This is a genomic window from Azoarcus indigens, assembly GCF_004361735.1.
Classification (GTDB): Bacteria; Pseudomonadota; Gammaproteobacteria; order Burkholderiales; family Rhodocyclaceae; genus Azoarcus; species Azoarcus indigens.
This window is the reverse complement of sequence record NZ_SNVV01000023.1, coordinates 23,390-36,705: the sequence shown is the minus strand read 5'-3', so window position 1 is coordinate 36,705 and position 13,316 is coordinate 23,390. Positions and strand designations below refer to the sequence as shown.

At 71.2% G+C, this 13,316-nt stretch carries 12 protein-coding genes; 5 read left to right on the top strand and 7 right to left on the bottom strand.

Translation table 11 applies throughout. The features are described 5' to 3' along the window. Positions 1–33: 33 nt before the first annotated feature. Complete coding sequence (locus tag C7389_RS20215; RefSeq protein ID WP_133594468.1) at positions 34–390, top strand: cupin domain-containing protein; 357 nt, start codon at positions 34–36, stop codon at positions 388–390. A 73-nt stretch (positions 391–463) separates the two neighbouring features. Here the strand turns inward: C7389_RS20215 and C7389_RS20210 are convergent, their stop codons facing one another. The 7 genes from C7389_RS20210 to C7389_RS20180 all read right to left on the bottom strand — a co-directional run bounded on the left by C7389_RS20210 (position 464) and on the right by C7389_RS20180 (position 7,789). Further along, positions 464–1,675 (bottom strand): NAD(P)/FAD-dependent oxidoreductase, encoded by a 1,212-nt coding sequence (locus tag C7389_RS20210; protein WP_246034910.1) that lies wholly within the window; start codon positions 1,673–1,675, stop codon positions 464–466. Further along, positions 1,672–3,054: an FAD/NAD(P)-dependent oxidoreductase gene (locus C7389_RS20205; protein WP_133594467.1), complete on the bottom strand. Its 1,383-nt coding sequence runs from the start codon at positions 3,052–3,054 to the stop codon at positions 1,672–1,674. The genes C7389_RS20210 and C7389_RS20205 overlap by 4 nt, the downstream gene beginning before the upstream one ends. Continuing rightward, entirely contained in the window at positions 3,036–3,365 is a 330-nt protein-coding gene (locus tag C7389_RS20200) for a (2Fe-2S)-binding protein (protein WP_133594466.1), read from the bottom strand. Before C7389_RS20200 ends, C7389_RS20205 begins: the two co-directional genes overlap by 19 nt. 21 nt (positions 3,366–3,386) lie before the next feature. After that, the gene (locus C7389_RS20195) at positions 3,387–3,881 is read right to left on the bottom strand and encodes an Lrp/AsnC family transcriptional regulator (RefSeq protein ID WP_133594465.1); all 495 of its coding nucleotides are present in this window, start codon (positions 3,879–3,881) and stop codon (positions 3,387–3,389) included. A gap of 109 nt (positions 3,882–3,990) precedes the next feature. Next, on the bottom strand, positions 3,991–5,373 hold the full coding sequence (locus tag C7389_RS20190) for an aspartate aminotransferase family protein (RefSeq protein ID WP_133594464.1): 1,383 nt from the start codon (positions 5,371–5,373) through the stop codon (positions 3,991–3,993). A 334-nt stretch (positions 5,374–5,707) separates the two neighbouring features. Further along, positions 5,708–6,634, bottom strand: coding sequence for a 2-hydroxyacid dehydrogenase (locus C7389_RS20185; RefSeq protein ID WP_133594463.1), 927 nt, complete (start codon positions 6,632–6,634; stop codon positions 5,708–5,710). 264 nt (positions 6,635–6,898) lie between these two features. Beyond that, on the bottom strand, positions 6,899–7,789 hold the full coding sequence (locus C7389_RS20180; RefSeq protein WP_133594462.1) for a GNAT family N-acetyltransferase: 891 nt from the start codon (positions 7,787–7,789) through the stop codon (positions 6,899–6,901). Between the two features lie 208 nt (positions 7,790–7,997). Between C7389_RS20180 and C7389_RS20175 the strand changes: the two genes are divergently transcribed. The 4 genes from C7389_RS20175 (at position 7,998) to C7389_RS20160 (ending at position 13,316) form a co-directional block, all read left to right on the top strand. Continuing rightward, positions 7,998–9,479, top strand: coding sequence for an aldehyde dehydrogenase family protein (locus C7389_RS20175; protein ID WP_133594461.1), 1,482 nt, complete (start codon positions 7,998–8,000; stop codon positions 9,477–9,479). 191 nt (positions 9,480–9,670) lie between these two features. Further along, complete coding sequence (locus tag C7389_RS20170; protein ID WP_133594460.1) at positions 9,671–10,336, top strand: haloacid dehalogenase type II; 666 nt, start codon at positions 9,671–9,673, stop codon at positions 10,334–10,336. A 56-nt stretch (positions 10,337–10,392) separates the two neighbouring features. Further along, positions 10,393–11,685, top strand: coding sequence for an NAD(P)/FAD-dependent oxidoreductase (locus C7389_RS20165; RefSeq protein WP_133594459.1), 1,293 nt, complete (start codon positions 10,393–10,395; stop codon positions 11,683–11,685). Positions 11,686–11,702: 17 nt separating this feature from the next. After that, positions 11,703–13,316: an ABC transporter substrate-binding protein gene (locus C7389_RS20160; protein WP_133594458.1), complete on the top strand. Its 1,614-nt coding sequence runs from the start codon at positions 11,703–11,705 to the stop codon at positions 13,314–13,316.

The window sequence follows — 13,316 nt, the reverse complement described above, 5'->3', positions numbered from 1 at the left end:
ATGGTCCGCGCCGTTTTCCTTCAGGAGCGGACCATGGGCATCAGGATCATCAAGCAGAGTGCGGGGGCGGAAGGGCTGGCGGCGCAGGGGCCGGTGGGCCGGCCGCTGGGCGAAGCGGTGGCGCAGATGAGCGGCATCGACGTCGCCCTGGCCGGCGCCGGCGGCAACGACAGCGGCATCTGGGAATGCACCCCCGGCCGCTTCCGCCGCCAGATCGACAACGCCGAGGTGATGCACATCCTCGCCGGCGCCTGCACCTTCACCCCGGAAGGCGGCGAGCCGCTGCGGATCGCCGCCGGCGACACCCTGTTCTTCCCCTCGCACACCGTGGGCGTGTGGGAGATCACCGAAACGTTGCGCAAGGTTTACGTGGTGTTCGCGCTGGACTGAGATGGGCTGCATCGCTGCTCCTGCTGGCGCGCGAGCGATGCGGCAGCAGGAGCAGCGCGGGGCGAGGCCGTCTTCAGGCGGCGGTAGCGGCCTGTTCCTGGCAGGCGGCGAAGCGCCCGATGTGGCTGTCCGGGTAGGGCGTGGCCGTCTGGCCGGTGGCGATCAGCTCGGCCATCGAATCGCCGATGCCGGGGCCGATGGCGAAGCCTTCGCCGCAGAAGCCGAAGGCGTAGTAGAGGCCATCCACTTTGGCGCTGGGGCCGAGCACCGGCTTGCTGTCCTGCACATAGCCTTCGATGCCGCTCCAGGTGCGGATGAGCTGCAGGCCGCCCAGCGCCGGGGCGAGGCGGCGCAGCTGCTGCAGCTGGTTGAGGGTATTGGCCGGTTCGACGTAGGCGCGCAGGCGGTCGGCGTAGGCGGGGCCCTTGGGGCCGCCGCCGAAGACGATGTTGCCGCGCTTCACTTGGCGGAAGTACATGCCCTCGGCGACGTTCTTCGTGGTGACGCCGATGGCCGGGCCGATGGCGTAGGGCAGCGGCTCGGTGACACCCATCTGCGGGCCGTGGGCGACGATGGGCACCGGCTCGCCGAAGGCGCTGGCGATGCGGTTGCCCCAGGCGCCGGTGGCAACCAGCAGCTGCGGCGCGCGGCAGCGCGGGCCTTCGCCGCCTGTGACATGCGCTTTGGTATGGACCAGGAAGTCGCCGCCTTCACGCTCCACCCGCAGCACCTCGGTGTGCTCCAGCACGGTGGCGCCGGCGCGGCGGGCGCCGCGGCCGAAGGCGGGACCGGCCAGGCGCGGGTTGGCGTGGCCATCCACCGCCGCCAGCGAGCCGGCCAGCACTTCCGGGCCGAACAGGCCGTAGCGGCGGCGCAGTTCGGCGGCGCCCATCACCTCCAGCGCCAGGCCGTAGGGTCTGGCGTCGACGGCATAGCGGGCGAAGTCCTCCGCCTGCTCCTCGCTGTAGCACACCCGCAGGTGGCCGCTGTCGAGGAACTCGGCGTCCTCGTCCAGCAGCGCCGGCAGCTGGCCCCAGATGTCGCGGGCGCGGGCGGCCAGCGGCAGCTGCGCCAGCGCGCGGCCCTGGCGGCGCACGTTGCCGAAGTTGGTGCCGCTGGCCTGCTGGCCGACCAGCCCGCGCTCCAGCAGGATCACCGACAGTCCGCGGCGGCGCAGGAAGAAGGCGGCGGAGGCGCCGACCAGGCCGCCGCCGACGACGATGACATCGGCACGCAGGGTTTCCGGCGTGGCGGCGATGGGCATGGGGCCCGGCGGTGCGCTCATTGCACCACCTCCACATCCAGCGGCAGCGGCTTCACCGGCGCCTGGCCGCGCAGGCGGCCGACCTGCTGCACCGGCGCATTGCAGGCGGCGGCGACGATCTCGGCGCCGGCATGGCCGCAGTAGCGACCCTGGCAGCGGCCCATGCCGACGCGGCTGAAGGCCTTGGCGCGGTTGAGTTCGCTGCCGCCCAGCTCGGTGGCGCAGCGGCGCAGCTCGCCGGCGGTGATGGTCTCGCAGCGGCACACCACCGCCTCGTCCGGCAGCGTGGCGGCCTGGGCTTGCGGCCAGGGGAAGGCGAGGGCGAGGCCGCGGCGGAAGCGCTCCATCTTCGCCAGCCGGGCGCGCAGCGCCTTGTGCTCGGCGGCGTACTGGCCGGCGCCGGGTTGCAGGCCGAGGTCGTGCAGGGCGGCGAGGGCGGCCAGGCGGCCAGCGGCTTCGGCGCCGTCGGCGCCGAGGATGCGGGCGCCGTCGCCGGCCAGGTAGACGCCGCTGGCGCTGGCGCGGCCGTCCGCGTCGATGGCGGGCAGCCACTGGCGGCTGGCGTCGTCGAAGCGGAAATCGCAGCGGGCGAGGTCGGCGAGCTGGGTTTCGGCGCGCAGGTGGTAGCCCATGGCGACGGCGTCGCAGCTGAAGCGGCGTTCGCGGCCGCCGGCCTCGCGCACCACCAGGGCGTCGGCGCCGTTGTCGGCGTCGCCTTCCACCCGCAGCGGGGTGGCGCCGCGCAGCAGCGGCACGCCGGCGCGGCGCAGGCGGGCGATGAGGCCCAGCCCGCGCAGCAGCAGCGCCGGGCGGGCGAGCAGGCCGGGCAGGGCGGCGGCGGGCGCGGCCGGCGAGGTGTCGATGACGGCGGCCAGGCTGGCGCCGGCCTTGAGGTACTGGCTGGCGACGAGGTAGAGCAGCGGCCCGGTGCCGACGAAGGCGACGCGGCGGCCGATTGCGCAGGCCTGGGCCTTGAGCGCGATCTGCGCCGCGCCCAGGCTGTAGCAGCCGGCGCGGTGCCAGCCCGGCAGCGGCAGCAGGCGGTCGGTGGCGCCGCTGCAGATCAGCAGCGCGTCATAGGGCAGGGCTTGGGCGCGGCCGTCGCGGATCACATGCAGGGCGCCGCCGGAGATGTTCCAGGCCAGGGTTTCCGGGCGGTAGTCCAGCCGCGGCTTGAGGGTGTCGAAGGCGTGGTGCAGGGCCTGGGCCTTGGCCGCCTCGCTGCCGTACAGCTGGGCGTAGGGGCGCTTGAAGTTGTCCGGCTGGCGGCGGTAGATCTGGCCGCCGTCGCGCCGGCCTTCGTCGATCACGATGGGGCGCAGGCCGGCCTGCACCAGGGCTTCGGCGGCGCGCACGCCGGCCGGGCCGGCGCCGACCACGATCAGTCGCGGCGCGGCCATGTCGCCTCCGGCAGTTGGGTGAGCACCGCCATGCCTTCGGCCACCGGGGTGGAGCAGGCGCGCCAGCGTTCGCCGCCGGCGCCGCGCACCCAGCAATCCTGGCAGGCGCCCATCAGGCAGAAGCCGGAACGTACGCCGTCGCCGAACTCGGAGTGGCGCAAGTGGCCGCCGTTGGCGAGCACCGCGACCAGCAGGGTGTCGCCCTCCAGGGCGGTGACGGGGCGGCCATCCACGGTGAGGTGGACGGCGCGACGGGCGGTTTCGCCGAGACGGACGAAGCGCCCGCCGGGAATGGCGGTGGCGGATGGCATTCGACGGGTTTGGCGGCTGCCCTACTTGCTGGAGTCGACCAGCCGCTCTATCGGGTAGTAGGTCTTGATGAAAGGCGACTTGATGACGATGTAGCTGAAATACTTTTCGATGCCGATGCTGCGTTCCAGCAGGCCCTCGATGATGCTCTGGTAGTGGTTCACGCCGTGGGTCATGAACTTCAGCAGGTAGTCGTAGCCGCCGCTGACGAGATGGCATTCGAGGATCTCGTCGATGTCGCGGATGGCGGTTTCGAAGCGCACGAAGTCTTCGCGGCGGTGGTCGGCCAGCGTCACCTCGGTGAAGACGGTCAGCATCTCGCCCAGCTTGTCCAGCTTCACCTGGGCGCCGTAGCCGCTGATGTAGCCGGCCTGCTCCAGGCGCTTCACCCGGATCAGGCAGGGGCTGGGCGAGAGGCCGACGGCGTCGGCCAGGTCCACATTGGTGATGCGGCCGTTGCGTTGCAGCTGGCAGAGTATGCGCAGGTCCAGGCGGTCGAGTTTGGGCAGCGGAGTCATGGGCGGGGCTCTTGCTCTTGCGGGAGTAGGGCTGGCGGGCCGGCGTGGGGCCGGCCGGCGCGCAGCAGAAAATTGCAAGAGGAAATAGCAAGAGGCATGCCGCTTATCCTCAGGCCAGGGCGCGGCGCACGTCGGCGGCGTCCAGCACCTCGTCCAGCGTGCGTTTGAGGCGGGCGAAGAGCTGCTCGAAGTGGTCCGGGCCGAAGCACAAGGCTGGTGCGAAGCCGAGGATGTGATCGCCGAAGGAGCGGAAGATGAGGCCGTTGCGGTAGCCGGTCCGGAACAGGCGGTCGGCCAGGCCCAGCGCCGGGTCGAAGGCGCGCTTGGCGGCCTTGTCGCTCACCAGTTCGATGGCGCCCAGCAAGCCGCGGTGGCGCACGTCGCCCACCAGCGGGTGGTCCAGCATGGCCTGCAGGCCGGCGGCGAATACCGGCTCCATCGCCTGGCCATTGGCGAGGATGCCTTCTTCCTCGTACAGGCGGATCACCTCCAGCGCCACCGCGGCGGCCACCGGGTGGCCGGAGTAGGTGGCGCCGTGGCCGACGGTGACGCCGGCCGGCGTGCCGTCGGCGATGGCGGCATACACCGCGTCGGACATCATCAGCGCGCCCATGGGCACGTAGCCGGAGGTGAGGCCCTTGGCCAGCGTCATCAGGTCCGGCGCCACGCCTTCGGCCTCGCAGGCGAACATCGGGCCGGTGCGGCCGAAGCCGGTGATGACCTCGTCGGCGACGAACAGGATGTCCAGCTCGCGGCAGGCTTCGCGCATCGCCTTCAGCCAGCCCTTGGGCGGCACCACCACGCCACCGGAACCCTGCACCGGCTCGCAGAAGAAGGCGGCCACCTGGTCGGCGCCGATCTCCGCCACCTTGGCGCGCAGCGCCGCGACCGACTCGGCGATGATGGCGGCATCGTCGCCGCCCAGCGGGTTGCGGTAGGGATAGGTGGAAGGAATGTAGTGCTGGTTGGGCAGCGGCACGTCGAAGCCGCGGTGGAAGGCCGGCAGCGCGGTGAGGCCGGAGCCCACCGAGGAGGAGCCGTGGTAGCCGCGTTCGACGGCGATGAAATGCTTCTTCTGCGGCCGGCCGGTGGCGTTGTAGTACTGGACGATGAGGCGGATGGCGGCATCCACCGCCTCCGAGCCACCCAGCGTGAGGTAGCTGTGGTTGAGCGTGCCGGGGGCGAGCTCGGCCAGCTTGGCGGCGAGGCGGATGGCCGGCTCGCTGCCGAAGCTGAAGTAGCCGGTGGCATAGGGCAGCTTGCGCATCTGCGCCGCCGCCGCCTCCACCACGCTGTCGCGGCCGTAGCCGACGTTCACGCACCACAGGCCGGCGAAGGCATCCAGCAGTTCGTGGCCGGTGTTGTCGCGCAGCCAGACGCCGTCATGGCCGGTTTCCAGCACGGTCACGCCGCGCTGTTCATGGCCGCGCCAGGCGGCCACGGGGTGGATGAGATGGTTGCGGTCCAGGGCGAGCAGGGATTCGGCTGACATGATTTCGGGGCGGCTGGTCTTGTTGTCCGGGGCGGGTGCTGCAATCGATGACGACCAGTCTAGGCGCGAGCCCGCAGCGGGTGCTGCGGCTTTGCCCCTGCCTCGCGCATGGCTGTGCCGTTGTGCGGCGGAGGGCGGCATATCCTGCGGTGGCGGGGCTGGAAGGCCTGTGGGGCTTGGGAGTCAGGCGGGTGGCGGCAAGCGGGCGATGCCCGGCGGGCAGCACGCCGGACTGCGGCGGGGCGGGGAAAAGCGCGTTCCGGACGCAGCTCCTGGCAGCTGGCTCGCTTGCGAATGTCATCGCACGGCACAAGCTGCCCGTGGCCGCGGCGGCTCAATAACCCTTGCTGCGATCCACCAGCCCCACCAGCGCCTCGCCGCGCGCATGCCGCCGCAGGTTCTCCAGCACCGCCTCCACCGCGCTGGCCGGCTGGGTGGCGCTGGCGATGTGGGGGGTGAGCCAGATGCGCGGATGGCGCCAGAAGGCGTGCCCGGCGGGCAGCGGTTCCGGCTCGCAGACGTCCAGGATGGCGGCGGAGAGATGGCCATCGTCCAAGGCCTGCAGCAGATCCTTCTCCACCAGGTGGCCGCCGCGGCCGACGTTCACCAGCGCGGCGCCGGCTGGCAGCGCGGCGAACAGCTGCGCGTCCAGCATGCCGCGGGTGGCGGCGGTGAGCGGCAGCAGGCAGACCAGGATGTCGCAACCGGCGAGGAAGGCCGGCAGTTCGTCCGCGCCGGCATGGCAGCGCACGCCCGGCAGTTCGTGGCGGGAGCGGCTCCAGCCGGCGCAGTCGAAGCCGAAGGTGGCGAGCCGGGTCAGCACGGCGCGACCCAGTTCGCCCAGGCCGAGCACGCCGACGCGGCGCTGCGCCGCCGTCTTCACCGGCAGCGGCCGCCATTCGCGGGCGCTCAGGTAGTGCGGCATGTCGCGGTGCAGGCCCAGCACCGCGAAGCAGACGTACTCCACCATGCCGTCGATGAGGCCCGGCTCCACCATGCGCACCAGCGGCAGCGTGGGCGGCAGTTTGGCGAGGTCGAACTGGTCCACGCCGGCACCGACCGAGAACAGGATTTCCAGCTTGGGAAAGCGGGCGGGAATGTCCGCCGGCGGCTGCCAGATGGCGAGAAAGCGCACCGCGGCGGGATCGAAGTCCGCCGCCTCGCCGGCCGCCGGCCACAGGTGGAAGGGGATTTCGGGCGCCCTGGCGGCGAACTCCTGCGCCCAGGCGGCGGCGTTGTCGCCCTTGTAGAGAAAGGCCATGTCGGTGGCTCCGGGGGAAGCGTTGCGGTGGGGCGCAAGGCGCCAGAAGGCTTAAGCGCCGGTATTGCGATCCGGGGTGGCCTGCCACGATTTTCCGCTGCGGGGGGCGGTCCTGCGGGTGCGCCGGGCCGGATTCCGGCGCTGGCTGCGCTCAGGGCCCGGCATCCCTTCCCCGCACCGGCCTTCGACACCCTCGGGGCGAGGGCCCCTCCGCCGGATCAGTCGCCTGACGCTTGCCGCGCTGTCTGCTTCTTCGGGCGTTGCTCAGCCCAGCGCCTGGTTGAGCAGCGCGTACTGGCCGGCTTCCGGGCCGCGTACCGGCATTTCGCCGCGCGCCATGATGGCCACCATGCCGACGCGGCGCAGGCCCAGCCCTTCCAGCCATTCGATCAGGCCGCTGCCGGCTTCGACGTCGATGCGCAGGAACTTGCGGGTATACAGATTGCACCAGTGGGCGATCAGCGCCTGCGCGCCGCGCAGGCTGGGCGCCACCACCGGGCCGATGGCGCGGCCGCGGCCGAAGCGGCGCAGGATGGAGAAGCCCACCGCTTCGCCATCGCGGTCCAGCACCACCGTCTCGGCGTTGTCCAGCAGCGCCAGGATGGCCTCGCGGCGCGGCATGCCGGCGGAAGCTGCGTCCAGCTCGATCAGGCGTTCGGTGTCGCCGCGGCCGAAGGGGCGCAGGCGTTCGCCGGCGTCCGGCATCACCAGCGGCGCCTGGCGCGCCAGGCCCTGGTGCTGGCGGATCTCGCCGACGGTGGCGAAGCCCAGGCGCTCGTACAGGCCGCGGCCCTCGGCGGTGGCGTGCAGCAGCACCGCGCGCTCGCCGGCGGCGGCGAGCAGGCCCTGCATCAGGCGCTGGCCGATGCGCCTGCCTTGCACCTGCGGGGCGACGATGACCATGCCCAGCGTGGCGTGGCGCTCGCTCCAGTTCCAGCCCAGCGCGGTGCCCACCACTTGGCCGTCGCGCTCGGCCACCAGCCCGGCGCCCAGGCCGGCGACATAGCGCCAGTCTTCCAGCCGGTGCGGCCAGCGCACTTTCACCGACAGGCCGTGGGCGGCTTCCAGGTCGGCCGTCGCCATTGGCCGCAGGCTGACGCCATCGGCGCTCACGCCCAGGCTGCACTCCTCTCCAGTCAAGGTTCTCTCCAGCATATTTCTTCGAGGTCGGCCCCGATCATCGCAACCGTGCCGCGCCGTCGCTAGGACAATCTTGCCGTTGCGGCCCGGGGGCGTGGATTAAGCATCATCGTTCGCCGCGCCGCCCGCGCATGCAGCAAGCTGCCGCCAGCGCCGGGACTACCGCAGCAAATGCCGCAGCACCGCCGCTAGCATCCCCGTCATCAGACAGCGAGGTGGCGCGATGCCGATTTTCGATCCCGAACAGATACAGGTTGCCAACGGCCATTTCATTGGCGGCACGCTGCAATCCCAGGCCGGCGCCGGGATTGCGGTGGCGCGTCCGTCCGACGGCAAGGTCTATGCGGAACTGCCGCTGGCCGGCGAGGCGCTGGTGGATGCCGCAGCAGAAAATGCCTGGCGCACCTGGAAGAACAGCGACTGGGCGCGCTGCGCGCCGCGCGACCGCGCCCGCGTGCTGCGGCGCTGGGCCGACCTGGTGGAAGCGGACGCGCCGCGCCTGGGCGTGCTCGAAGCGCTGGGTTCCACCCGGCCGGTGCGCGACGCCATCGCCTGGGACGTGCCCTTCACCGCCGAGGGCCTGCGCTTCTTCGCCGAATATGCCGACAAGCTGGGCGGCGAGGTGGCCGCCACCCGGCATGACAACTTCGGCATGGTGGTGGCCGAGCCCTACGGCCTCATCGGCGCCATCACGCCGTGGAATTTCCCGCTGGTGATGGTCTCCTGGAAGGTGGGCGCGGCGCTGGCCGCCGGCAACGCGGTGCTGCTCAAGCCCTCGGAGCTGACGCCCTTCAGCTGCCTGCGGCTGGCCGAGCTGGCGGTGCAGGCCGGCGTGCCGGCGGGCATCTTCAACATCGTGCAGGGCGACGGGCGCACGACCGGCGACGCCATCACCCGCCATCCGCTGATCTCCAAGATGACCTTCACCGGCTCCACCCGCACCGGCGCCGCCATCATGTCCGCCTGCGCGCTGCACGGCCCCAAGCCGGTGACGCTGGAGCTGGGCGGCAAGAGCCCGCAGCTGGTGTTCGATGACGCCCGCGACCTGGACAAGGTGGCCGCCACCATCGCCGGCGCCATCACCGGCAACGCCGGCCAGGTCTGCGTCGCCGGCTCGCGCCTCATCGTGCAGCGCCGGGTGGCCGGCGTGCTGGTGGAGCGCATCCAGGCCCTGTTCGCCGCCCACCGCCCCGGCGCCACCTGGGACGAGGATGCCACCCTGCCGCCCATCATCTCCCGCCCGCAGGCGGACCGCATCGACGGCATCGTCGAGCGCGCCGAGGCCGCCGGCGGCAGCGTGCGCTGCGGCGGCCGCATCGTCGATGGCGGCTGCGGCGGCGCCTACTACCTGCCGACGCTGATCGAAGGCGTAGATGGCGCCAACCCGGCGGTGCGCGAGGAAATCTTCGGCCCGGTGCTCACCGTGCAGACCTTCGACGACGAGGAAGAGGGCCTGGCGCTGGCTGCGCACGAGAGCTACGGCCTCGCCGCCGGCGTCCATACCGCCGACATCGGCCGCGCCATGCGCGCGGTGCGCAAGCTGGAGGCCGGCACCGTGTGGGTGAACCGCTACGGCCGCTCCGCCGACTTCGTCATCCCCACCGGCGGCTATCACCAATCGGGTATCGGCAAGGACCTCGGCCGCCAGGCGGTGGAGGCCAATCTGCGCTTCAAAAGCGTGCTCATGGACATCGCCCTGCCCTGATTCGGTGCGCCGGAAAGCGGGCCGCACAGCATTTCGTGCCGCCCCGGCAAAAGAACGGTTTGCGCCTTGCCACCCGCTCCATACGCGACATTCAGCGCTGACCCACATGCTCTAATGGATTTGCCATGACAACCCCTGCCGGCTACCGCACAAGCTGCTGCCGGCCTCTGCAGCCCACAGGAAATCCCGCCATGACCTTCCGCCCCAAGTACATCACTTTCGACTGCTACGGCACCCTGATCCGCTTCCGCATGGGCGACACCGCCCGCGCCATGTACGCCGACCGCCTGCCGCCGGAACAGCTGGAACGCTTCGTGCACGACTTCAACGCCTACCGCCTGGATGAAGTGATGGGCGACTGGAAGCCCTACGTGGACATCCTGAAGAGCGCGCTGGAGCGCACCTGCAAGCGCCACGGCGTGAAGTACCTCGAAGAGGAAGGCCAGAAGTACTACGACCTGGTGCCGACCTGGGGCCCCAACCCGGACGTGCCGGAACCGCTCGCCCGCATCGCCAAGGAAATCCCGCTGGTGATCCTGTCGAACGCCGCCAATGAACAGATCATGACCAACGTCGAAAAGCTGGGCGCGCCCTTCCACGCCGTCTACACCGCCGAACAGGCGCAGGCCTACAAGCCCCGGCTGCAGGCCTTCGAATACATGCTGGACCAGCTCGGCTGCGGCCCGGAAGACATCCTCCACGTCTCCTCCAGTCTGCGCTACGACCTCATGTCCGCCGATGACCTCGGCATCAAGAACAAGGTGTTCGTGAACCGCGGCCACGACCCCGCCTGCGCCGCCTACAACTACACCGAGATCAAGGACATCGGCGGCCTGCCGGCGCTGGTCGGCCTCTGAGCCTCTTCCATCGATCCGATCCACCGCAGCCCGACTTCCCACCGAGGCAGGTCGCAATGAAACTCGAGTCCTACTGGACGGACAGCGCGCCGGTCTTCACCGGCGCAGACACGCCCCTGCCGGGGCGGGCCGACGTCGCCATCGTCGGCGGCGGCTTCACCGGCCTCTCCGCCGCGCTGGCCCTGGCCAGGCGCGGCGCCTCGGTGGTGGTGCTGGAAGCGGGTGCGGTGGCGAGTGAAGCCTCCGGCCGCAATGGCGGCCATGTGAACAACGGCCTGGCGGTGGATTACGCCACCCTGGCCGACAAGGTCGGGCGCGACAAGGCCCAGGCCTGGTACCGCGCCTACGACGCGGCGGTGGACAGCGTCGCCGCCGTGGTCGAGGAAGAAGGGCTGGATTGCGACTTCGCCCGCAACGGCAAGCTCAAGCTGGCGGTGCGGCCGGCCCACTACGACTTCATCGCCCGCGGTTTCGAGCGGCTGCAGAAAGAGGTGGACCCGGACGTCGAACTGCTGGACGCCGCCGGCGTCGCCGCTGAAGTCGCCAGCGGCCGCTACTGTGGCGGCCTGCTGATGAAGAAGAGCGCGCAGATGCACATGGGCCGCTTCGCCCACGGCCTGGCCGAGGCGGCGCAGCGGCAGGGCGCGCGCATCCACACCGGCACCACCGTGCAGCGGCTGGAGCGCAAGCGCAGCGCCGGCCCCCACGCCTACACGGTGCATACCGGCGCCGGCAAGGTGGAGGCGGACAAGGTGCTGGTGTGCACTGGCGCCACCCGCCACGGTGGCTTCGGCAGCTTCGGCTGGTGGCGGCGGCGCATCGTGCCGGTGGGCAGCTTCCTGGTCGTCACCGCGCCGCTGGAGGCGCGCCAGGCGGAGTTGCTGCTGCCGCGCCGGCGCACTTATACGACCACCGAGAACATCCACAACTACTACCGCCTCACCCCGGACAACCGGCTGGTGTTCGGCGGCCGCGCCCGCTTCGCCGTCTCCAGCCCGCAGTCGGACGCCAAGAGCGGCGAGATCCTGCGCGAGGCGCTGGCGCGCACCTTCCCGCAACTGGCGGGCGTGCGTTTGGACTACTGCTGGGGCGGGCTGGTGGACATGAGCCGTGACCGCCTGCCGCACGCCGGCGAGCGCGACGGCCTGTTCTACTCCCTGGGCTACAGCGGCCACGGCACCCAGATGTCGGTGCACATGGGCCGCATCATGGCCCGGGTGATGGAGGGCGACGCCGCCGCCAATCCCTGGCGCGACCTGCCGTGGCCGGCGATACCCGGCCACTTCGGGCCGCCCTGGTTCCTGCCGGCGGTGGGCTTCTACTACCGCATGAAAGACAAGCTGTCCTGACGCCCGAGGCCGCCGCCGTGTCTTTCCCCACCCCTTCGTCGTCGCGCCAAGGCGACGCCGCCGCTCCTGCCACGCCCGGCCTGAGCCGCCGCGCCGCGCTGGGCCGGCTGCTGGCCGGCGGCTGTGCGCTGCCCGGCCTCGGCCTTGCCGCCCCCGCCTTCTCCGGCCTCGCCGCGGTGGCGGCGCCACAGCCGCGGCAGGGCGGCTACCTGCGGGTGGCCGCCGCCGCCGCGGCGATCACCGACACCCTGGACCCGGCCAGGCAGTCGAACCAGACCGATTACATCCGCGGCAAGATGTTCTACAACGGGCTGACCGAGCTGGACGCCCACCTGAACCCGCTGCCGGCGCTGGCCGAATCCTTCGCCAGCGACGACGCGCAGGAATGGACCTTCCGCCTGCGCCGCGGCGTGCACTTCCACGACGGCAAGCCGCTGACGCCGGCCGACGTGGTGTATTCGCTGATGCGCCACAAGGACCCGGCGGTCGGCTCCAAGGCCAACGCCATCGCCGCCCAGATCGACAGCGTCGCCGCCGACGGTCCGCAGGCGGTGAAGGTCCGCCTCAAGGCGCCGAATGCCGACCTGCCGGTGCTGATGGGCACCTTCCACTTCCACATCGTCGCCGACGGCACCACCGACTTCCGCCTCGCCAACGGTACCGGCCCCTACCGCTGCCAGGAGTTCCGCCCCGGCGTGCGCTCCATTGCGGTGCGCAATCCGGGCTACTGGAAGCCGGGCCGGCCGTATGTGGACACCATCGAATGCGTCGGCATCGTCGACGAAGTGGCACGGGTGAATGCGCTGCTGTCCGGCGACATCGACCTCGTCAGCGCGGTGAATCCGCGCTCGGCGCTGCGCATCGCCGCGACACCGGGGTTCACGTTCATGACCACCCAGTCCGGCCAGTACAGCGACCTGGTGATGCGGCAGGACCGCGGCCCCGGCGCCAACCCGGATTTCGTGCTGGCGCTGAAGTACCTGATGGACCGCGAGCTGATGATGAAGGTCATCGCCCAGGGCCACGCCATGGTCGGCAACGACCAGCCGATAGACCCGACCCACACCTTCTACGCCCCCGGCCTGCCGCAGCGCCCCTACGATCCGGAGCGTGCCCGCTTCCACCTGCGCAAGGCCGGGATGGCAGGCGCGCGGCTGCCCATCGTGGCCTCGCCCGCCGCCACCTATTCGGTGGAGATCGCGCTGGTGTTGCAGTATGCCGCCGCCCGCGTCGGCCTCGAACTGGAGGTGAAGCGCATGCCGGTGGACGGCTACTGGTCCAACCACTGGATGAAGCACCCGCTGTCCTTCGGCAACATCAACCCGCGCGCCAGCGCGGACGCGGTATTCACCCAGTTCTACCAGTCCACTTCGGCGTGGAACGCCACCGGCTGGAAGAACCTGCGCTTCGACCAGCTGCTGGTGGCCGCCCGCTCCGAGCTGGACGAAAATCGCCGCCGCGCCCTCTACGCCGACATGCAGGCGCTGGTGCACGACGAATGCGGCAGCGGCATCCCGCTGTTCATCGCCTCCATCGACGGCCTCAGCAGCCGGGTGAAGGGCTTGTCGCAGATCCCGCTGGGCGGGCTGATGGGCTACTCCTTCGCCGAAAACGTGTGGCTGGAGGGCTGA